19 protein-coding genes are annotated in these 18,516 nt (G+C 62.3%); 13 read left to right on the top strand and 6 right to left on the bottom strand.

Annotated features, from left to right (window positions below; genetic code table 11):
- Positions 1–3: 3 nt before the first annotated feature.
- The 11 genes from glgC (at position 4) to SJY08_RS02460 (ending at position 10,876) form a co-directional block, all read left to right on the top strand.
- Positions 4–1,263 (top strand): glucose-1-phosphate adenylyltransferase, encoded by a 1,260-nt coding sequence (gene glgC / locus SJY08_RS02510; protein WP_054148203.1) that lies wholly within the window; start codon positions 4–6, stop codon positions 1,261–1,263.
- A gap of 8 nt (positions 1,264–1,271) precedes the next feature.
- Positions 1,272–2,711 (top strand): glycogen synthase GlgA, encoded by a 1,440-nt coding sequence (gene glgA, locus SJY08_RS02505; protein ID WP_377274611.1) that lies wholly within the window; start codon positions 1,272–1,274, stop codon positions 2,709–2,711.
- Positions 2,712–2,714: 3 nt separating this feature from the next.
- A complete protein-coding gene (locus SJY08_RS02500; protein ID WP_377274610.1) occupies positions 2,715–4,343 on the top strand; it encodes an alpha-D-glucose phosphate-specific phosphoglucomutase in 1,629 nt (542 codons plus the stop codon).
- A 117-nt stretch (positions 4,344–4,460) separates the two neighbouring features.
- The gene (locus SJY08_RS02495; protein WP_148166783.1) at positions 4,461–4,820 is read left to right on the top strand and encodes a helix-turn-helix transcriptional regulator; all 360 of its coding nucleotides are present in this window, start codon (positions 4,461–4,463) and stop codon (positions 4,818–4,820) included.
- A gap of 10 nt (positions 4,821–4,830) precedes the next feature.
- Positions 4,831–5,340, top strand: a complete 510-nt coding sequence (locus SJY08_RS02490; RefSeq protein ID WP_069043425.1) for an arsenate reductase ArsC — start codon at positions 4,831–4,833, stop codon at positions 5,338–5,340.
- A 5-nt stretch (positions 5,341–5,345) separates the two neighbouring features.
- Positions 5,346–6,047, top strand: coding sequence for an aquaporin (locus SJY08_RS02485; RefSeq protein ID WP_377274609.1), 702 nt, complete (start codon positions 5,346–5,348; stop codon positions 6,045–6,047).
- Complete coding sequence (arsC, locus tag SJY08_RS02480; protein WP_377274608.1) at positions 6,044–6,469, top strand: arsenate reductase (glutaredoxin); 426 nt, start codon at positions 6,044–6,046, stop codon at positions 6,467–6,469. Before SJY08_RS02485 ends, arsC begins: the two co-directional genes overlap by 4 nt.
- Positions 6,444–7,172: an arsenical resistance protein ArsH gene (gene arsH / locus SJY08_RS02475; protein ID WP_377274607.1), complete on the top strand. Its 729-nt coding sequence runs from the start codon at positions 6,444–6,446 to the stop codon at positions 7,170–7,172. Before arsC ends, arsH begins: the two co-directional genes overlap by 26 nt.
- A gap of 80 nt (positions 7,173–7,252) precedes the next feature.
- The gene (glgX, locus tag SJY08_RS02470; RefSeq protein WP_377274606.1) at positions 7,253–9,211 is read left to right on the top strand and encodes a glycogen debranching protein GlgX; all 1,959 of its coding nucleotides are present in this window, start codon (positions 7,253–7,255) and stop codon (positions 9,209–9,211) included.
- 88 nt (positions 9,212–9,299) lie between these two features.
- The gene (locus SJY08_RS02465) at positions 9,300–9,788 is read left to right on the top strand and encodes a MaoC family dehydratase (protein WP_054148508.1); all 489 of its coding nucleotides are present in this window, start codon (positions 9,300–9,302) and stop codon (positions 9,786–9,788) included.
- A gap of 20 nt (positions 9,789–9,808) precedes the next feature.
- Positions 9,809–10,876, top strand: a complete 1,068-nt coding sequence (locus SJY08_RS02460) for a DUF2332 domain-containing protein (RefSeq protein WP_377274605.1) — start codon at positions 9,809–9,811, stop codon at positions 10,874–10,876.
- Positions 10,877–10,963: 87 nt separating this feature from the next.
- Here SJY08_RS02460 and SJY08_RS02455 read toward each other — a convergent pair whose 3' ends face one another.
- The 6 genes from SJY08_RS02455 to SJY08_RS02430 form a co-directional block, all read right to left on the bottom strand.
- Positions 10,964–11,311, bottom strand: coding sequence for a type II toxin-antitoxin system PemK/MazF family toxin (locus SJY08_RS02455; RefSeq protein WP_069043419.1), 348 nt, complete (start codon positions 11,309–11,311; stop codon positions 10,964–10,966).
- Positions 11,308–11,547: an antitoxin MazE family protein gene (locus SJY08_RS02450; RefSeq protein ID WP_069044060.1), complete on the bottom strand. Its 240-nt coding sequence runs from the start codon at positions 11,545–11,547 to the stop codon at positions 11,308–11,310. The genes SJY08_RS02455 and SJY08_RS02450 overlap by 4 nt, the downstream gene beginning before the upstream one ends.
- Before the next feature lie 210 nt (positions 11,548–11,757).
- Positions 11,758–12,312, bottom strand: coding sequence for a sarcosine oxidase subunit gamma (locus SJY08_RS02445; RefSeq protein ID WP_377274604.1), 555 nt, complete (start codon positions 12,310–12,312; stop codon positions 11,758–11,760).
- A complete protein-coding gene (locus SJY08_RS02440; protein ID WP_377274603.1) occupies positions 12,305–15,298 on the bottom strand; it encodes a sarcosine oxidase subunit alpha in 2,994 nt (997 codons plus the stop codon). Before SJY08_RS02440 ends, SJY08_RS02445 begins: the two co-directional genes overlap by 8 nt.
- The gene (locus SJY08_RS02435; RefSeq protein ID WP_054148190.1) at positions 15,295–15,615 is read right to left on the bottom strand and encodes a sarcosine oxidase subunit delta; all 321 of its coding nucleotides are present in this window, start codon (positions 15,613–15,615) and stop codon (positions 15,295–15,297) included. The genes SJY08_RS02440 and SJY08_RS02435 overlap by 4 nt, the downstream gene beginning before the upstream one ends.
- 18 nt (positions 15,616–15,633) lie before the next feature.
- Positions 15,634–16,887 (bottom strand): sarcosine oxidase subunit beta family protein, encoded by a 1,254-nt coding sequence (locus SJY08_RS02430; protein ID WP_054157082.1) that lies wholly within the window; start codon positions 16,885–16,887, stop codon positions 15,634–15,636.
- A gap of 304 nt (positions 16,888–17,191) precedes the next feature.
- Here SJY08_RS02430 and rpsU point away from each other — a divergent pair, with 304 nt between their 5' ends.
- Positions 17,192–17,419 carry a 30S ribosomal protein S21 gene (gene rpsU / locus SJY08_RS02425; RefSeq protein ID WP_054148188.1) on the top strand — a complete coding sequence of 76 codons (228 nt, stop codon included), beginning with the start codon at positions 17,192–17,194 and terminating at the stop codon, positions 17,417–17,419.
- A gap of 138 nt (positions 17,420–17,557) precedes the next feature.
- Entirely contained in the window at positions 17,558–18,424 is an 867-nt protein-coding gene (locus tag SJY08_RS02420; RefSeq protein ID WP_153762770.1) for a tetratricopeptide repeat protein, read from the top strand.
- Positions 18,425–18,516 lie beyond the last annotated feature (92 nt).

Here is an 18,516-nt window from a genome sequence, read left to right as displayed (position 1 = left end):
TACATGACCGAGAAAACGGCAAGAAGCTTGTCGCGCGATGCTATGGCCTATGTACTGGCCGGCGGGCGCGGCAGCCGCCTGAAGGAATTGACGGATCGGCGCGCCAAGCCCGCCGTCTATTTCGGCGGCAAGGCCCGCATCATTGACTTTGCCCTCTCCAACGCTCTGAACTCAGGTATCCGCCGTATCGGCGTGGCCACCCAGTACAAGGCCCATTCACTGATCCGCCATCTGCAGCTCGGCTGGAACTTCTTCCGCCCCGAGCGCAACGAGAGCTTCGACATTCTGCCGGCCTCGCAGCGCGTCTCCGAAACGCAATGGTACGAGGGCACCGCCGACGCCGTTTACCAGAACGCCGATATCATTGAATCCTACGCCCCCGAATACATGGTCATCTTGGCCGGCGACCATATCTACAAGATGGACTACGAGCTGATGCTGCAGCAGCACGTCACCTCGGGCGCTGACGTCACCATCGGCTGCCTGGAAGTGCCGCGCATGGAAGCAACCGGCTTCGGCGTCATGCATGTCGATGCCACCGACAGGATCATCGACTTCGTCGAAAAGCCGGCCGACCCGCCGGGCATTCCCGGCAACGAAGACCATGCCCTCGCCTCGATGGGCATCTATGTCTTCCACACCAAGTTCCTGATGGAACTCCTGCGCCGCGATGCGGCCGACCCGGATTCGAGCCGTGACTTCGGCAAGGACATCATCCCCTACGTGGTCAAGAGCGGCAAAGCGGTGGCCCACCGCTTTGCCCAGTCCTGCGTCCGCTCCGATTTCGAACGCACGCCCTACTGGCGCGACGTCGGTACGATCGACGCCTACTGGCAGGCCAACATCGACCTGACCGACATCGTTCCGGAACTCGATCTCTACGACAAGACCTGGCCGATCTGGACCTATTCCGAGATCACCCCGCCGGCGAAATTCGTCCATGACGACGAGGGTCGTCGCGGCTCGGCGATCTCCTCGCTGGTCTCAGGCGACTGCATCATCTCCGGTTCGGCGCTCTACAAGAGCCTGTTGTTTACCGGCGTGCGCGCCAATTCCTATTCCCGACTCGAAGGCGCAGTCGTCCTGCCCAAGGTGCAGATCGGCCGTCATGCGCGTCTCACAAATGTCGTGATAGACCATGGCGTGGTGATCCCGGAGGGGCTGATCGTCGGTGAGGATCCGGAAATGGATGCCAAGCGCTTCCGTCGCAGCGAAAACGGGATCTGCCTCATCACGCAGTCGATGATCGACAAACTAGGTTAGCCGCATCCATGAAGGTCCTTTCGGTCGCCTCCGAACTCTATCCGCTGATCAAGACCGGAGGCCTCGCCGACGTTGCGGGCGCACTTCCCATCGCGCTCGCCGCCCATGGCGTCGAGACGAAGACGCTGATCCCCGGCTATCCGGCCGTTATGAAAGCGGTGAAGAAGGCCAAGAAGGTCCACGAGTTCGAGGATATTCTCGACGAGCGGGCGACACTTCTCGAGGTAAAACACGAGGGCCTTGATCTTTTGATCATCGACTGCCCGCCACTCTACGAGCGGTCGGGTGGTCCCTATCTCGATACGCAGGGACGGGACTACCCCGACAACTGGAAGCGCTTCGCCGTCCTCTCCAAGGTGGGCGCCGAGATCGCGGCGGGCGTGCTGCCCAGCTTCAAACCGGACCTCGTCCATGTACATGACTGGCAGGGTGCTCTGGTTCCCGTCTACATGCGTTACGCCGAGGCGCCGGAAGTGCCGAGCCTCATCACCATCCACAACATCGCCTTCCAGGGGCAGTTCGGCGCCACACTCTTCCCCTATCTTGGCCTGCCGGGACATGCATGGCACGAGGCGCTCGAATATTACGGCACGATCAGCTATCTGAAGAGCGGTCTTCTGACCGCCCATGCGCTGTCCACGGTCAGCCCTTCCTATGCCGAGGAAATCCTGACACCCGAATTCGGCATGGGTCTTGATGGCGTCATCGCCAGCCGCGCCGCTGACCTCTACGGCATCGTCAACGGCATCGATGCCGACGTCTGGAACCCGGCCAGCGATCCACTGCTCACCAGCCACTATTCCGGATCAGCACTGAAGAAGCGCGCCGGCAACCGTGCGGCCATGGTCGAACGCTTTGCATTTGATGGCGACGATGGCCCGATCTTTTGCGTCATCTCGCGCCTCACCTGGCAGAAGGGACTCGACCTGCTGCCCGACGTCATCGACGAAATCGTCAATGCCGGCGGCAGGCTGGCGATCCTTGGTTCCGGGGAAAGCGGCATCGAGGCCGCACTTCAGAACGCCGCCGCCCATCATCGCGGCCGTGTCAGCATGATACTTGGATATGATGAAGCGCTGTCGCATATCATGCAGGCCGGTTCCGACATCATCCTCGTGCCCTCGCGCTTCGAGCCCTGCGGGCTGACACAGCTCTACGCCCTGCGCTACGGCTGTGTTCCGCTTGTGGCCCGCACCGGCGGCCTCGCCGATACCATCATCGACGCCAATGAAGCGGCCTTGGCTGCTGGTGTTGCAACCGGCGTGCAGTTTGCGCCGGTGACATCAGATGCCCTCCGCCGCGCCATCCGCCGCACGCTTCGCCTCTACAGTGACCAGCGTCTCTGGTCGCAAATGCAGAAGCAAGGCATGAAATCCGACGTCTCCTGGAACAGGAGCGGCACGACCTATGCCGACCTTTATCAACGCCTCGTCTCGAAAGGCCAGTAATCGATGATCTCGACCGTCTCCACGAAACCCTATGCGGACCAGAAGCCCGGCACATCGGGACTGCGCAAGAAGGTTCCGGTCTTCCAGCAGGAGAACTATGCGGAGAACTTCATCCAGGCGATCTTCGACAGCCTGGAGGGCTTCGAAGGCCAGACGCTGGTGATCGGCGGCGACGGCCGCTATTACAACCGCGAAGTCATCCAGGTGGCGCTCAAAATGGCCGCCGCCAATGGCTTCGGCAAGGTCATGGTTGGCCAGGGCGGCATTCTCTCGACGCCAGCTGCCTCGCATGTCATCCGCAAATACCATGCCTTTGGCGGCATCGTGCTCTCGGCCAGCCACAATCCCGGCGGCCCGACCGAAGACTTCGGCATCAAGTACAATATCGGCAATGGCGGCCCGGCACCGGAGAAGATCACCGACGCGATCTTTGCCCGCACCCGCAACATTGACAGTTACAAGATCGCCGACGTCGCCGACAGCGACCTCGACACGGTGGGAAGTTTCGATCTGGCTGGCATGACCGTCGAGGTGATCGATCCGGTCACCGACTATGCCGACCTCATGGAAACCCTCTTCGACTTCCCGGCGATCCGCGCGTTTATCTCTGGCGGCTTCCGTGTGGTGATCGACAGTATGAGCGCCGTCACCGGCCCCTATGCCGTCGAGATCCTAGAAAAGCGCCTCGGCGCGCCTTCAGGCTCCGTGCGGAACGAAATCCCGCTGCCCGACTTCGGCCACCACCACCCGGACCCGAACCTCGTCCATGCGAAGGAGCTCTATGACGATGTCATGAGCGCCGATGGTCCGGACTTCGGTGCGGCATCCGACGGCGACGGCGACCGCAATATGGTCGTCGGCAAGGGCATGTTCGTCACGCCCTCCGACAGCCTCGCGATGATCGCCGCAAATGCCACCTGCGCGCCCGGCTACAGACAAGGCATCGCAGGCATCGCCCGCTCCATGCCGACAAGTGCCGCCGCCGACCGCGTCGCCGAAAAACTTGGCATCGGCATGTATGAGACCCCGACAGGCTGGAAATTCTTCGGCAATCTGATGGATGCCGGCAAGGTTACCGTCTGCGGCGAAGAAAGCTTCGGCACCGGCTCTGACCATGTGCGCGAGAAGGACGGCCTCTGGGCGGTGCTCTTTTGGCTGAACATCGTCGCTGCCCGCAAGCAGAGCGTCAAGCAGATCGTGGAAAGCCACTGGGCCGAATACGGCCGCAACTACTATTCCCGCCACGACTATGAAGGCGTCGACACCGACAATGCCAACGCCCTTGTCGCAGCGCTCCGCGCCAAGCTCGACAGCCTGCCCGGCACCAGGATCAACGGCCTGACAGTCAGCGCCGCCGACGACTTCGCCTATCACGACCCGATCGACCACTCCGTCTCGAAGAACCAGGGCATCCGCATCCTCTTTGACGGCGGCAGCCGCATCGTCTTTCGCCTTTCCGGCACCGGCACCTCGGGCGCGACGCTTCGCCTCTATGTCGAGCGCTACGAGCCCGACGCCAGCCGCCACGGCATCGAGACGCAAGGAGCCTTGGCCGACCTCATCGCGGCAGCCGAGGAAGTGGCCGAGATCAAGCGCTACACCGGCATGAACGAGCCGACGGTCATTACCTGATCCCCTAGAGACCTTCGCTCACGCATTAGCACCCCGGCGCCTTCGGCTCCGGGGTTTTTCTTTGCGATGGACCGCAGCGGCGATTGACTCCCTCATCATATCCACTATTCTGGATATATGGATGAAAAATCGACGATCGCGGCGCTTGCCGCCCTGGCACAGCCGACGCGCCTGCAGACCTTTCGCCTGCTGGTGGCGCATGAGCCAGACGGCGTGCCCGCAGGTGAACTCGCCCGACTGATCGGCGTGCCGCAGAACACCATGTCTGCGCATCTGTCGACGCTGTCCCAGGCCGGCCTGGTCACGGGAGAGCGTCAGAGCCGATCGATCATCTACCGCGCCGATCTCGACCGCTTCCGCGCGGTTGCCCTTTACCTGCTCAAGGATTGCTGCGGCGGCAATGCCAGCCTCTGCCAGCCGCTGATCGACGATCTCGCCTGCTGTTCACCCACCCTCGAAGTCACCCGCCCCAACTGAGAGACCGGCCATGTCCGACAAGATCTACAACGTGCTCTTCCTCTGCACCGGCAATTCAGCCCGCTCGGTCATCGCGGAAGCGATCCTCAACAGGCTCGGCCAGGGCAAGTTCAAGGCCTATTCCGCCGGCTCCCAGCCGAAGGGTGAAGTTCACCCCTACACGCTGCAGCTCCTCAAGGGCATGAACTACGACACGAGCTTCGCCCGTTCGAAGAACTGGGACGAGTTCGCAGTCCCCGGCGCCCCTGAACTCGATTTCGTCTTCACCGTCTGCGACAACGCGGCCGCCGAAGCCTGCCCCGTCTGGCCCGGCCAACCGATGACCGCCCATTGGGGCGTGCCGGATCCGGCCGCTGCCGAAGGCACGGACAGCGAAAAGCATTTCGCCTTCGCCGAGGCCTATCGCATGCTCAATCACCGCATCTCGATCTTCGTCAGCCTGCCGATGGCGAGCCTCGATAAGCTGTCCCTGCAGAAGCGGCTGAACGAGATCGGCAGCAGCACACAGACGGCCGGCTGAAGACCATGGCCGATCTTTCCCGCCGCCTCGCAGCCGAGGCGCTTGGCACCGCCATGCTGGTCGCAACCGTCGTCGGCTCCGGCATCATGGCCGACCGGCTTTCCGATGACGTTGCCGTCTCCCTGCTCGGCAACACGATCCCGACCGGCGCGATCCTCTTCGTGCTGATCACGATCCTGGGGCCGATCTCCGGTGCCCATTTCAACCCGGTCGTGACAATGGTCTTCGCTCTTCGCAAGGAGTTGGAGGCCTCCGCCATCCTGCCCTACATGCTCGCGCAGATCCTCGGCGGCATCGCCGGCACGCTCATCGCCCACGTGATGTTCGACCTGCCCGTCTTCCAGATCTCCGAAACGGTGCGAACTGGATCGGCGCAATGGAGCGCAGAAGCGGTGGCAACTTTCGGCCTGCTCCTCACCATCCTCGGCGGGCTGCGCTTCAAGACGGACGCCATCCCGATGCTGGTCGGCCTCTACATCACGGCCGCCTACTGGTTCACCGCCTCGACGTCCTTCGCCAATCCGGCGGTGGCCATCGCCCGCAGCCTGACCAATACCTTTGCCGGCATTCGTCCCCTCGACCTGCCAGGCTTCATTATCGCACAGGTCGTCGGCGCAGTGCTGGCGTCCATGCTCGCCGCCTGGTTGTTTGCCGAGAGCCGCAACAAAATCCCCCCGATCATACCTGAAGGAACGGAACGTCCATGACCGTCACCATCTATCACAACCCGGCCTGCGGCACCTCGCGCAACACGCTGGATCTGATCCGCCATGCCGGCATCGAGCCAGCTGTCATCGAATACCTGAAGACCCCGCCGAGCAAGGAGCAGCTTGCCAAGATGATCGCCGATTCGGGGCTTTCGGTCCGCGAGGCGATCCGCGAAAAGGGCACGCCCTATGAGGAACTCGGCCTTGCCGACCCTGCCCTATCGGACGACCAGCTTCTCGACGCGATGATCGCGACCCCCATCCTGATCAACCGCCCGCTCGTCGTCACCGACATGGGCACGCGCTTATGCCGCCCGTCGGAAGTCGTGCTCGACATTCTGCCATCAGACGCCTTCACCTCTGCCTTCGTCAAGGAAGATGGCGAGGCCGTGCTCGATGCGGAGGGCAAGCGCATTGTCTGATGCAAAGATTGACCTGCCGGCCGCCGATCTCGACCATCTGCGCATGCCGGATCTGGAGGCGCTTCGCCGCCCCTTCTCGACCCACAAGCCGCGTATCCTGATCCTCTACGGCTCGCTGCGGCAAGTGTCTTTCAGCCGCCTGCTGGCGATGGAAGCCAAGCGCCTGCTCGAACATTTCTGCGCCGAGGTGAGGGTTTTCGATCCCTCCGGCCTGCCTTTGCCGGACGACGCACCCGTCAGCCATCCAAAGGTGCAGGAACTGCGCGACCTCTCCGAATGGTCGGAAGGCCAGGTCTGGGTGAGCCCCGAACGTCACGGCACGCTGACCGGCATCATGAAGGCGCAGATCGACTGGATACCGCTGTCGGTCGGCGCCGTCCGCCCGACCCAGGGCAAGACGCTCGCCGTCATGCAGGTCTCCGGCGGCTCGCAGTCGTTCAATGCGGTCAACGCCATGCGCCTGCTCGGCCGCTGGATGCGGATGATCACCATCCCCAACCAGTCTTCCGTTGCGAAGGCCTATCAGGAGTTCGACGGCGATGGTCGGATGAAGCCCTCGGCCTATTACGAGCGCGTCATCGACGTCTGCGAAGAACTGATAAAGTTCACACTTTTGACCCGTGACATCTCGGACTACCTCACCGATCGCTACAGCGAACGCAAGGAAGAGGCCGTGAAAGCAGTGAACCTCAAGGCCATGTGAGCGCAACCGCTCTGGCCGAAGATCGCTCGCCTGCTATTGTTCCATCAGGCGAGCGAATCAACCGGACCACGAGGCACCAAATGACCAAGCCGATGCTCGGAGCCATCATCGGCAAGACGGGTGCCGATATCCGCCTCTGGTCGCATCATGCCGAACGCGTGGAGCTCTGCCTCTTCGATATCAGGGGCGAGACCGAACTGGCCCGCCTCTCGATGGTGCGTGGCGAAGGCGATGTGCATCATGTCTTCGTCGAGGGTTTGAAGGAAGGCGCCCGCTACGGCTTCCGCATCCACGGCCCCTATGACCCGGAGCAAGGGCACTGGTACGATCCATCCAAGCTGTTGATCGATCCCTACGCCACCGAGCTGGACCGGCCCTTCGTTTACGACGCACACCTCGGTCAGTTCGGCGTCGACACCGCCGGCCTGATGCCGAAAGCCATCCTGAAAGCGCACAAGCTGCTGAAGCCCATGATGCCGCTCGGCGAGCGCACCGGCTTCATCTACGAGGTCAACGTCAAGGCAATGACCATGCTGCATACGGACGTACCCGAAGCTCAACGCGGCACGCTATCGGCCCTCGCCCATCCCGCCGTCCTCGCGCATCTGCGCCGCATCGGCGTCGATATGGTCGAGCTGATGCCGATCACCGCCTGGATCGATGAAAGGCATCTGCCACCTCTCGGCCTCACCAACAGCTGGGGCTACAACCCCGTCGCCATGATGGCGCTCGATCCCCGTCTCGTACCCGGTGGTGTCAAGGAACTCCGCGACACGGTCGCCGCCCTGCATGCCGAGGGCATTGGCGTCATCCTCGACCTTGTCTTCAACCACACCGGTGAAAGCGACGTGCATGGCACGACGCTCTCGCTGCGCGGCATCGACAACCGGTCTCTCTTCCGCCATGTGGCCGATGATCCGGGCACGCTGGTCAACGACACCGGCTGCGGCAACACGCTGGCCTGCGACCATCCCTTCGTGCGACAGCTGATCGTCGATACGCTCCGCCACTTCGTTCTCTCGGCCGGTATCGACGGCTTCCGCTTCGACCTCGCGCCGATCATGGGTCGCCACTGGGACGGCTTCCATAAGGATGCCCCCACGCTTCGAGCCATCCTTGAGGACGAGGTGCTGGAAGATCGCATCCTGATTGCCGAACCCTGGGATATCGGGCTGGGCGGCTACCAGCTCGGCCGTTTCCCGCCCGGCTTCCTCGAATGGAACGACCGCGCCCGCGACACCTTCCGCCGCCATTGGCGCGGCGACGCCGGCACGACCGGCGATCTCGCAACGGCGCTTGCCGGCTCCGCCGATCTCTTCGCCCATGACGGCTACGGCCAGACCCGCAGCGTCAACTTCATCGCCGCCCATGACGGCTTTTCGCTCTATGACCTCGTCTCCTTTGAGCACAAACACAACGAGGCGAATGGCGAGGAAAACCGCGACGGCCACAACGAGAACCATTCATGGAACAATGGCGTCGAGGGTGAAACCTCAGACAAGGCGATCCTGAAAAAGCGCCGGCAGGATGTCGAAGCCCTGCTCTCGACGCTGTTTGCCAGCCGGGGCGCCGTGATGCTGACGGCAGGCGACGAGTTCGGCCGCACCCAACGCGGCAACAACAATGCCTATTGCCAGGACAATGCGCTCACCTGGCTCGACTGGTCTGGGGTGGACCGGGAGTTGATCGAAACGACAGCCCGCCTCGCCGCCATGCGCCAGCGTTTCTCCTGCTTCATGGATACGAGTGTCCTGACCGGCGAAGATGACGTCGCTTGGCTGAACACTGACGGTCTGCCCATGACGGTCGCCGACTGGGAAACACCCGATCTCGGCGCCTTCGCCATGGTTCTTGCCTCCATCGATCGGGAGACGGCCAAGGACTGCCATGTTGCCGTGCTCTTCAATCGCTCACCTGAGCCGAGGGACTTCGCGCTACCCTCACACGACAAGCGCAAATGGCGCCGCCTGGAGACCGGGCGCAGCGCCGCCAAGCTGACGGTGAAGGCGCGCAGTGTCGATTTCTGGATGGAAACCTGAGTTTTTCCCCGGCAGTGACTTTAGCCTCTTCCTCATGACATCAAGCGGCTGTAGCCTGCGGGAATTATTGAAGGATCAGGTTCTTTTCATGCCGCAAGAGATTTCGCTCAAGGACGTGCCGGGCCTCGTTGGAACCGTGGTCGGCGTATCCGACTGGATCACCGTCGACCAGCCGATGATCGACGCCTTTGCCGGCGCCACCATGGACCACCAGTTCATCCACACCGACCCGGTGCGCGCCGCCGCCGAAACGCCCTTCGGCGGCACCATAGCCCACGGCTTCCTGACGCTCTCGCTCTTGTCAGCGATGAACTACAACTGCCTGCCGAAGATCCTCGAACAGACCATGGGCATCAATTATGGCTTCGAGAAAGTCCGCTTTATGTCGCCCGTCCGGACGGGCAAGCGCATTCGCGGCTCCTTCAAGCTCGCCGAAGCCCGCTTTCGCGGCGCGGGCATGCTGATGAACACCTATGAGGTGACCGTCGAGATCGAGGACGAACGCAAGGCAGCCCTGACAGCCGACTGGATCACCATTTCCCAGTTCGACCCCAAGGACCGTCCGGAAGGCGTCTGAAACGAGAGGCGGATGCGGCCATGACCGACGAGCGCAGCCAAGCGATCCGCCAGAGTTTCCTTCGGCAAGCCAAGGCCTGTCACGATCTTGGCTCACCTTTCACCGCCCGCCTCTGCACGCTGGCGGCAGAACGGTTGACGGCAGAGACGAGGGTCGGCGCCATGATCCTCGGCTGGCCCGGCAATCCCGACGGAACCGGCGATGCGCTGGCGCTGCGGCTCGCCGGCACGTTGCATGCGCTTGTTCGATCTGACCAGGACCCGGCATTGTCAGCCGTCTACCCACCCCATAACGCCGACAACGACACCCTCTGGGCCGCCGTCGAAGCTGCCTTGCGCCAGGACGAAGCCTTCATGCTGGAGCGCCTGAAATCCGCCCCGCAGACCAACGAGGTACGCCGCTCCTCCGCCCTGCTCCCCGGCTTCCTGACCATTGCGGCGCTAACCGGCAAGCCGCTGATCCTCTCGGAAGTCGGCGCCAGCGCCGGCCTCAACCTGCAATGGGATCGCTACAGCTACCAACTGGGAGACTTCCGCTGGGGCCAGGCCTCCGCCGTCGAACTCGCCCCACGCTGGGAAGGCCCTCCGCCACCGCAAGCCACAATCGAGATCACTGAACGCGCTGGCTGCGACCTGAACCCGCTCGACCCCGCCTCACAAGACGAACGCCTGCGGCTCTTCTCCTATATCTGGGCCGACCAGCAGGACCGCCTCGACCGCACGGCGGCAGCCCTTGAAATGGCAACCGAAAGCGGTCTGAAGGTCGAAAAGGCCGACGCCATTGACTGGCTGCGAAAATGTCTGGCAACGCTGCGCCCGGGCCACGCACATGTCATCTACCACACCATCGCCTGGCAGTATCTGCCACCGGCGCTGAAGGCCGAGGGTGAAGCCCTGATCGCAGACGCCGGCAGCCGCGCGACGGATGCCGCACCGCTGGCCCGCCTGCAACTGGAAGCCGACGGCAAGCCGGAAGGGGCAGCAATCCTGCTGACGCTGTGGCCAACAGGCGAAACCCGCGAGATTGGCCGGGCGGATTTTCACGGGCGCTGGGTGAAATGGGTGGGATGGGAGGGTTCAACCGCCTGAGTTGAACAGAGCCGCGTAGTTTCGGCGTCAGTACAAGATGAATGTGAACGCCGGCAGTTCTCGTCGGTCACGCGGGCCGTTCGCCAGCTAGGCGCTCACTCTTGGCGAACCTGCGAGACCGAGAAAGACAAGAACAGCCTGGTTGAGCCGCAGGATATCGGCGTCATCCAACCGTCCGACCTTTGTTCCGATCTTGGACTTCGGAACTGTCGTGATCTTGTCCACCATGAGGCGGCAAGGCGAATGCAACCCGTTTCGTTCATTCGGTGTCACCGGCAGGCGAAATAGCGGTGCGTCTGTTTCATCTGTGGTGAAGGCACAGATGGTGATGGAATCCGTGGCGTCAAACGCCTCGTCCTGCACCACGACTACGGGGCGAGGTTTTCCCGCATAATCCTTGCCGCCAGAGACCGTCCATATGTCGCCGCGTCTCACGCGCCTTCACCATCTTCGAAGTCGATGTCGGAGGCAGCATCGATGAATGCCTGATCGCTCAGTGCATCCGCGCTCGTTGCAACGGCAAGTGACTGACGGTGCGCTTCGGCCTTGAACGTCGGAGAACGTACATCCGGCACCCAAATCTGGATCGGGCGCAAACCTTGCGACCGCAGGCGCGCGCGATGTTCGCTCACCTTCAGGCGGGATGGCTTGGGTTTGGCGATAGAGGACATGACAGGCTCCATCTGCTTTGCATCATTGTTTTCACAACCTTGATCGGGTTACATGTAACCTATCATGAGCCGACAGAGATTGCGAGCCTTTGCGATTGAGAGTGCGGAGGTGAGAGGAGGCTTTTGCAACCCTGACTAGGCAAGGTGTCGTGTGTCGCAAAAAAGGCCGGGTCACCCCGGCCTCCTCAAACTCCTTCAGACAACCGCCCCTCAGAGCGAGGCATCCTCCGCGCCTTCACTCAGCATGCCGAACGCATATTCCGCAAACGACCGCCAGCATTCGACGCGAAACGTCTCTTCCTCGACGCGGTAGAGGATGATCTCGATCTTGCCGAAGACGGTGCGCGTCACGGCCCCCACAGGGAACGCGGCGAGCGAGAGGTCGAGCGGGCAGGCAGCGTTAAGCGTGTCGGCGGCAGCCGGACCCGAGACGATAATCGCGGTGTTGCGGTGGGAGATGTCGGCCGCCGAGTGAACCACGCCGGAGGCGGCGCAGTCGGCCATCAGCTCTGCGCCCTTCTCGTCGATCAGGAACCACTCGTCCGGACCGATCCAGAAGGCCGTGCGGCCCTTGGCCGAGACGGACGTCTTGGGCTTTGTCGGCAGCTTCAGGCCAAGCGTCTTGGAGAGGCCCGCGACGGCATCGGCGCCAGCGCGCAGCGAGACGCGGGTCGCGAGAAGAGCCGGGGTGAGGCGCACCTTGGCGCTACCGCCGTGGAAGCCGGCAAGAACGGTTTTGCGCTCTGCAACAGACATATCAGCCATGGATGCGGCCTCCTTCCTTGTCAACGAACACCATGTCGGTGACTTCCACCGCAATGGTCTTGTCCTTCATCGGCACATAAAGCGTCTCGCCCATGCGGCCGCGACCACCGGCCACCATGGCAATCGCGATCGAGCGCCCCAGGTTTTCCGACCAGTAGGACGACGTGACGTGACCGAGCATAGTCATCGGCTTCGGCTGGTTCGGATTGGCGACGATCTGCGCGCCCTCCTCCAGCACCTCGTTCGGATCCTTGGTGAAGATACCGACAAGCTGCTTGCGGCCTTCCTTGACGAGATCCGGACGCTTCATGCCGCGAATGCCGACAAAGTCGGTCTTCTTCTTCGACACCGCCCAGGAGAGGCCGGCATCGTCAGCCGTCAGCGTGCCGTCGGTGTCCTGGCCGACGATGATATAGCCCTTCTCGGCGCGCAGAACGTGCATGGTCTCGGTGCCATAGAGGCAGGCGCCAAGCGACTGGGCGCGCTCCCAGATCTGACGGAAAACGTCAGCGCCGAAATCGGCGGGAACGTTGACTTCGAAGCCGAGCTCGCCGGTGAACGACACGCGGAAGAGACGCGTCGGCACGCCGCAGAATGTGCCTTCGGCCACGCTCATATGCGGGAAGGCCTCGTTGGAGATGTCGATGCCCTCGACGAAAGGCGCGATGATGTCACGGGCCTTCGGACCCTGGACGGCGATGACAGCCCATTGTTCGGTGGTCGAGGTGAGCCAGACCTTCAGATGCGGGAATTCCGTCTGCAGATAGTCTTCCATGTGGTGCATGACACGCGGCGCACCGCCCGTCGTGGTCGTCACGTGGAAGCGGTCCTCGGAGAGACGCCCGACGACGCCGTCGTCATAGATGAAGCCGTCTTCGCGCGTCATGATGCCGTAGCGCGCCTTGCCGGGCTTCAGCGTGTCCCAGGCATTGGTGTACATCAGGTTCAGGAACTCGGCAGCATCGGGACCGACAACCTCGATCTTACCGAGCGTCGAGGCGTTGAACACGCCGGCTGCGTCACGCACCGTCTTGCATTCGCGGTTGACGGCGGCATGCATGTCTTCGCCCGCCTTCGGGTAATACCAGGCGCGCTTCCAGTTGCCGACATCTTCATAGACGGCACCCTGTGAGACTTCATAGGCATGCATCGGCGTCTTGCGCACGGGATCAAACAGCGCATCACGCGAATGGTTGATCAGCGTGCCGAACGTGACGGGCGTATAGGGCGCGCGGAAGGTGGTGAGACCGACCTGCGGGATCTCCTTGCCGAGCACTTCGGCGGCAATCGCCAGACCATGCATGTTGGAGAGCTTGCCCTGGTCAGAGGCCATGCCGTTGGTCGTGAAGCGCTTGATATGCTCGATCGAATGCATGCCTTCGCGCACGGCCAGACGAATATCCTTGGCGCAGACGTCGTGCTGGAAGTCGACAAAGGCCTTGACGTTGTCGTCACGGCCAGCCCCTTCGGCAGCCCCGATCATGCCACCGGTCCAGGCATGGGCATTGGCACCCGACAGCGAGACGGCTGGCGTCTCGGTCGCACCCGCAGCCTTGGCGGAGGAAAGACCGGCAGCGGTTGCCTCATCGAGCAGCGCCTGCAGATCGTCGGTGCCATTGCAGGCGCCGACGGACACGCAATCCTGCACGTAGATATCAGGCAGGAAGCGGTCGTTTGCGGCATCATATTTCAGCTTGCCGCGCGACTGCGAGAACATATGCACCGATGGCGTCCAGCCGGCGCACATCAGGAGCGCATCGACCTCGATCTTGCGGGTGGCGCCGCCGCCATTGCGACGCACGGTGATCGAGCGAACGCGCAGACGGCCTGCTGTATCGACCACACCATGGCCGGTCAGCACTTCGATGCCGAGCGCACGCGCCTGGGCCAAAACACCCTCACCCGGCTTTTCGCGGGCGTCGACGATGACAGGCACCGAGACGCCTGCCTTCTTCAGATCGATCGCCGCTTCATAGGCCGAGTCATGCGCCGTATAGACGCCGACCTTGGCACCGACAGCGACGCCGAAATGGTTGAGATAGGTGCGGCCCGCCGCCGCCAGCATGATGCCGGGGCGATCGTTGTTGGCGAACACCATATGACGCTCGATCGAACCGCTGGCGATGATCACACGCTTGGCACGGACCTGCCAGAGCCGTTCGCGCGGCTGGTTCTTGGCCGGCTTGGCGACGTGATCGGTGACACGCTCAACAAGCGCCACGTAGTTGTGGTTGTGATAGCCGAAGGCCGTAGTGCGGGAGAGCACGGTGACATTGGACATGGCCTTGAGCTTGGCAACGGTCGCTTGAGCCCAGTCCCAGCCGCTCTGGCCGTCGACGGTAGCGCCTGTGTCGAAGTGGAAGGCACCGCCCATTTCCGGCTGTTCGTCAACGATCATGACGCGCACGCCCGACTGGGCAGCAGCCAGTGCAGAGGCGAGACCGGCGGCACCACCGCCAATCACCAGCACGTCGCAGTGGGCATAGCGGTTTGCGTAATGGTCCGGATCGGCTTCCTTCGGCGCATGACCGAGACCGGCGGCGCGACGGATGAAGGGCTCGTAAATCTGGTGCCAGGCAGCCTTCGGCCACATGAAGGTCTTGTAGTAGAAACCAGCGGCGAAGAAGGGCGACAGCAGGTTGTTGACCTCGCCGATGTCGAGCGACAGCGACGGCCAGCGGTTCTGCGTCTCGATCTTCATGCCGTCGAACACTTCCTGCACGGTCGCCCGCACATTCGGCTGGCGGCGCGCGGCGTCACGCGAGACGTCAAGCAGCGCATTCGGCTCTTCCGGACCTGCGGTCAGGATGCCGCGCGGACGGCGATACTTGAACGAGCGTCCGGCGAGATGCATGCCGTTGGCGATCATGGCAGACGCCACGGTATCACCTTCATAGGCCGTCAAAGTGCGGCCATCGATGGTGAAGCGGGCGGTCAGCGCCGGCGTCAGGCGACCCTTGCCGGGAATACGGTTGGCAGCACTCATGCCTTTTCTCCCTTCGATGCAGACGGGGCAACCAGTGTTGCAGGATCGGGCATGGGTTCACCGGCCTTGTAGGTCAGCAGGATCTTGTCGGAGATCGTGTCGCGGGCCGCATTGAAGAAGCGCCCGCAGCCATGGATATGGCGCCAGCGTTCGAAGATCAGGCCCTTCGGGTTGTCACGCAGGAAGAAGTAATCCGCGAACTCTTCGTCCGTGATCGAGGCGATGTTTTCCGGGCGTGCGATATGCGCTTCACCGGCGGCGCGAAACTCGAGCTCTGCACGCTCTTCTTCGCAATAGGGGCATTTGATGACCAGCATGTTGGGCTATCCCTAAAATCAGTGCGCCACGGCAGCGGCGGCTGCCTCGTCGATGAGGCGGCCGGTGCGGAACCGGTCGAGCGTCAGGCCCTGGGCCAGCCGGTGCGGCTCGCCCTTGGCGATGAGATGGGCAAAGAGATTGGCCGAACCCGGCGTCGCCTTGAAACCGCCCGTGCCCCAGCCGGCATTGACGAAGAGGTTCTGAACCGGCGTGACGCTCTGGATCGGCGAACGGTCGGCGGTGTTGTCGGTGATCCCGCCCCACTGGCGCATCATCTTCACACGACGGAACATCGGGAAGAGCTCGCAGATGGCATCCAGCGTATGCGTGATGATCTGCATGCCGCCGGTCTGGCTGTAGGAATTGTACTGGTCGGTGCCGGCACCGATTACCAGTTCGCCCTTGTCCGACTGCGAGATATAGGCATGCACGGTATTGGACATGACCACGCAGGGGAAGATCGGCTTCAGCGGCTCGGAAACGAGCGCCTGTAGCGGCGTCGAGTGAACCGGAAGACGCACGCCCGCCATGCCCATGACGACGGAGGAATGGCCGGCCGCGGAAACGCCGACCTTCTTCGCGCCGATAAAGCCCTTGGTCGTGTCGACGCCGGTGACTTCACCATTCGGACCACGGCGGATGCCGGTAACTTCACAATTCTGGATGATGTGCACGCCGCGATCCGACGCTGCACGCGCATAACCCCAGGCAACAGCATCGTGACGCGCCGTGCCGCCGCGGCGCTGCAGTGCTGCACCATTGATCGGGTAACGCGCGGTCTTCGAGATATCGAGCGGCGGGCAGAAGGCCTTGGCCTGCTCCGGCGTCAGCCACTCATTGTCGATGCCATAGAGATTGTTGGCATTCACATGCCGCTTGAAGGACTGCTGGTCATGCACATTGTGCGACAGCATCATCACGCCGCGCGGCGAATACATGACATTGTAGTTGAGGTCCTGAGACAGACCTTCCCAGAGCTTCAGCGAATGCTCGTAGATGTCCATGCTCTCTTCATAGAGATAGTTGGACCGGATGATCGTCGTGTTTCGGCCGGTATTGCCGCCGCCAAGCCAGCCCTTTTCGATGACAGCGACATTGGTAATGCCGTGCTCCTTCGCGAGGTAGTAGGCAGCGCCAAGGCCATGGCCGCCGGCACCGATGATGATGACGTCATAGGACTGCCGCGGCTCGGGAGAGACCCACTGAGCCTCCCATCCCTTGTGGGCACGCATGGCCTCACGGACAACGGCAAAGACCGAATATTTGCGCATTCGCCTTAAACTCCTGTGGTTCAGGCATGTGGGTAGGATGATACAGGTCGCAGATCAATCCACGACATGACGTCCGTTTTGCGACGCATTGTCATCCGTCTTTCGACACCCCAGAAGAAGTGCAGTGTAGGGCGCAAAATTATTGGCGGGAAGCCTTGCGCCATATGGACTTCATCAGGGTCTTCTGGTATCTCGCAACCCAATCGCCGGACTCAGTGGCCGCGCGAACCATTACGCTGTTTCCGAAGATGCGACCTCCATCGACGGAAGGACCAACACTTAAAACCAAAGGAACGGGATAAACGTGCAGGTACTAGTCCGCGACAACAACGTTGACCAGGCGCTCCGCGCTCTCAAGAAGAAAATGCAGCGCGAAGGCATTTTCCGTGAAATGAAGATGCGCGACTTCTTCGAAAAGCCGTCCGAGAAGCGTGCGCGCGAAAAGGCCGAGGCCGTTCGCCGCGTCCGTAAGCTCGCCCGCAAGAAGATGCAGCGCGAAGGCCTTCTGCCGGCCCCTGCTCGCGCGCGCTGATCAGCCTAGATTTAGACGTTTTCCTATGAAATGAGGGCGGGGGCGAGACGAATCGCCGCCGCCCTTTTGATATGAAACACGAACTTGCGCTGTCCGACGCCTACGAGGGGTTCTGGCGGCCGCCGGATGATGCGCCTCATGACGAAAAGCTCCGTGCTCCTCTCCGCCTCCCAGGCTTCGCGCTTGCCGCGACTGGCCACTGCGGCAGCTCTGCTCGCCACACTGACCCTGGCAAGCTGCGCCACCACGACGGAAACCACGGATGTTATTCGTCTTGACCGGGCCCAGGGCTCCGAGGAAAACATCGCCTCTCTGACATCAGTCATCCAGTCCAACCCGCGTGATCCGGAAGGCTACAACGTGCGCGGCTCGGCCTATGGTCGCGCAGGGCAGTTCCGCCAGGCGCTAGACGATTTCAACACCGCCCTGCAGCTCAACCCGCAGTTCTTCCAGGCCTATGCCAACCGCGCGCTGGTCTACCGCAACATGGGCAAGCCGGTCGAAGCCGCCGCCGACTACAACCAGGCGCTCAAGATCAACCCGAATTACGACGTCGCCTATATCGGCCGCGGCAACATCTATCGTCAGGCCGGCCGCATCGACGAGGCCTTCGGCGACTTCAACCGCGCCATCCAGCTCGATACGACCGATGGTCGTGCCTTCCACAATCGTGGCCTGATATACCAGGTGCGCGGCGACCATGCGAAGGCGATCGATGACTTCTCGAAGGCGATCTCGCTTTCGCCGCGGGCGCCTGAGCCCTACAATGGCCGTGGCGTATCCTATGTCGCGCTGAACGATGACGACAACGCATTCGCCGACTTCAACCTCGCGATCGAGCTGAACAACAACATCGCCGAGAGCTGGGCCAACCAGGCGCTGATCTATGAGCGTCGCGGCGACAAGGCCCGTGCAGCCAAGTCTTACAGCCATGCGCTGCGCCTCGATCCCAAATACGAGCCCGCCAAGCAGGGCCTGGCGCGCACGCGCGGCACGACAAGCTGAGGCCAGAACCATCGGCAAGACATCGAAACGGCGGGGTGATCCGCCGTTTTTTTTATGGCCATGGATTGATGCGGACGATGGGCAAAGAAAAA

It is taken from the genome of Rhizobium sp. R86522, assembly GCF_042466255.1.
Lineage (GTDB): Bacteria > Pseudomonadota > Alphaproteobacteria > Rhizobiales > Rhizobiaceae > Allorhizobium.
Note: the sequence above shows the minus strand (reverse complement) of the source record. Positions and strands in the feature narration are given on the sequence as shown.

Coding starts and splice junctions, on each gene's coding strand:
- glgC (WP_054148203.1), top strand. CDS start 4: ATGACCGAGAAAACGGCAAGAAGCTTGTCGCGCGATGCTATGGCCTAT.
- glgA (WP_377274611.1), top strand. CDS start 1,272: ATGAAGGTCCTTTCGGTCGCCTCCGAACTCTATCCGCTGATCAAGACC.
- SJY08_RS02500 (WP_377274610.1), top strand. CDS start 2,715: ATGATCTCGACCGTCTCCACGAAACCCTATGCGGACCAGAAGCCCGGC.
- SJY08_RS02495 (WP_148166783.1), top strand. CDS start 4,461: ATGGATGAAAAATCGACGATCGCGGCGCTTGCCGCCCTGGCACAGCCG.
- SJY08_RS02490 (WP_069043425.1), top strand. CDS start 4,831: ATGTCCGACAAGATCTACAACGTGCTCTTCCTCTGCACCGGCAATTCA.
- SJY08_RS02485 (WP_377274609.1), top strand. CDS start 5,346: ATGGCCGATCTTTCCCGCCGCCTCGCAGCCGAGGCGCTTGGCACCGCC.
- arsC (WP_377274608.1), top strand. CDS start 6,044: ATGACCGTCACCATCTATCACAACCCGGCCTGCGGCACCTCGCGCAAC.
- arsH (WP_377274607.1), top strand. CDS start 6,444: ATGCGGAGGGCAAGCGCATTGTCTGATGCAAAGATTGACCTGCCGGCC.
- glgX (WP_377274606.1), top strand. CDS start 7,253: ATGACCAAGCCGATGCTCGGAGCCATCATCGGCAAGACGGGTGCCGAT.
- SJY08_RS02465 (WP_054148508.1), top strand. CDS start 9,300: ATGCCGCAAGAGATTTCGCTCAAGGACGTGCCGGGCCTCGTTGGAACC.
- SJY08_RS02460 (WP_377274605.1), top strand. CDS start 9,809: ATGACCGACGAGCGCAGCCAAGCGATCCGCCAGAGTTTCCTTCGGCAA.
- SJY08_RS02450 (WP_069044060.1), bottom strand. CDS start 11,547: ATGTCCTCTATCGCCAAACCCAAGCCATCCCGCCTGAAGGTGAGCGAA.
- SJY08_RS02445 (WP_377274604.1), bottom strand. CDS start 12,312: ATGGCTGATATGTCTGTTGCAGAGCGCAAAACCGTTCTTGCCGGCTTC.
- SJY08_RS02440 (WP_377274603.1), bottom strand. CDS start 15,298: ATGAGTGCTGCCAACCGTATTCCCGGCAAGGGTCGCCTGACGCCGGCG.
- SJY08_RS02435 (WP_054148190.1), bottom strand. CDS start 15,615: ATGCTGGTCATCAAATGCCCCTATTGCGAAGAAGAGCGTGCAGAGCTC.
- SJY08_RS02430 (WP_054157082.1), bottom strand. CDS start 16,887: ATGCGCAAATATTCGGTCTTTGCCGTTGTCCGTGAGGCCATGCGTGCC.
- SJY08_RS02420 (WP_153762770.1), top strand. CDS start 17,558: ATGACGAAAAGCTCCGTGCTCCTCTCCGCCTCCCAGGCTTCGCGCTTG.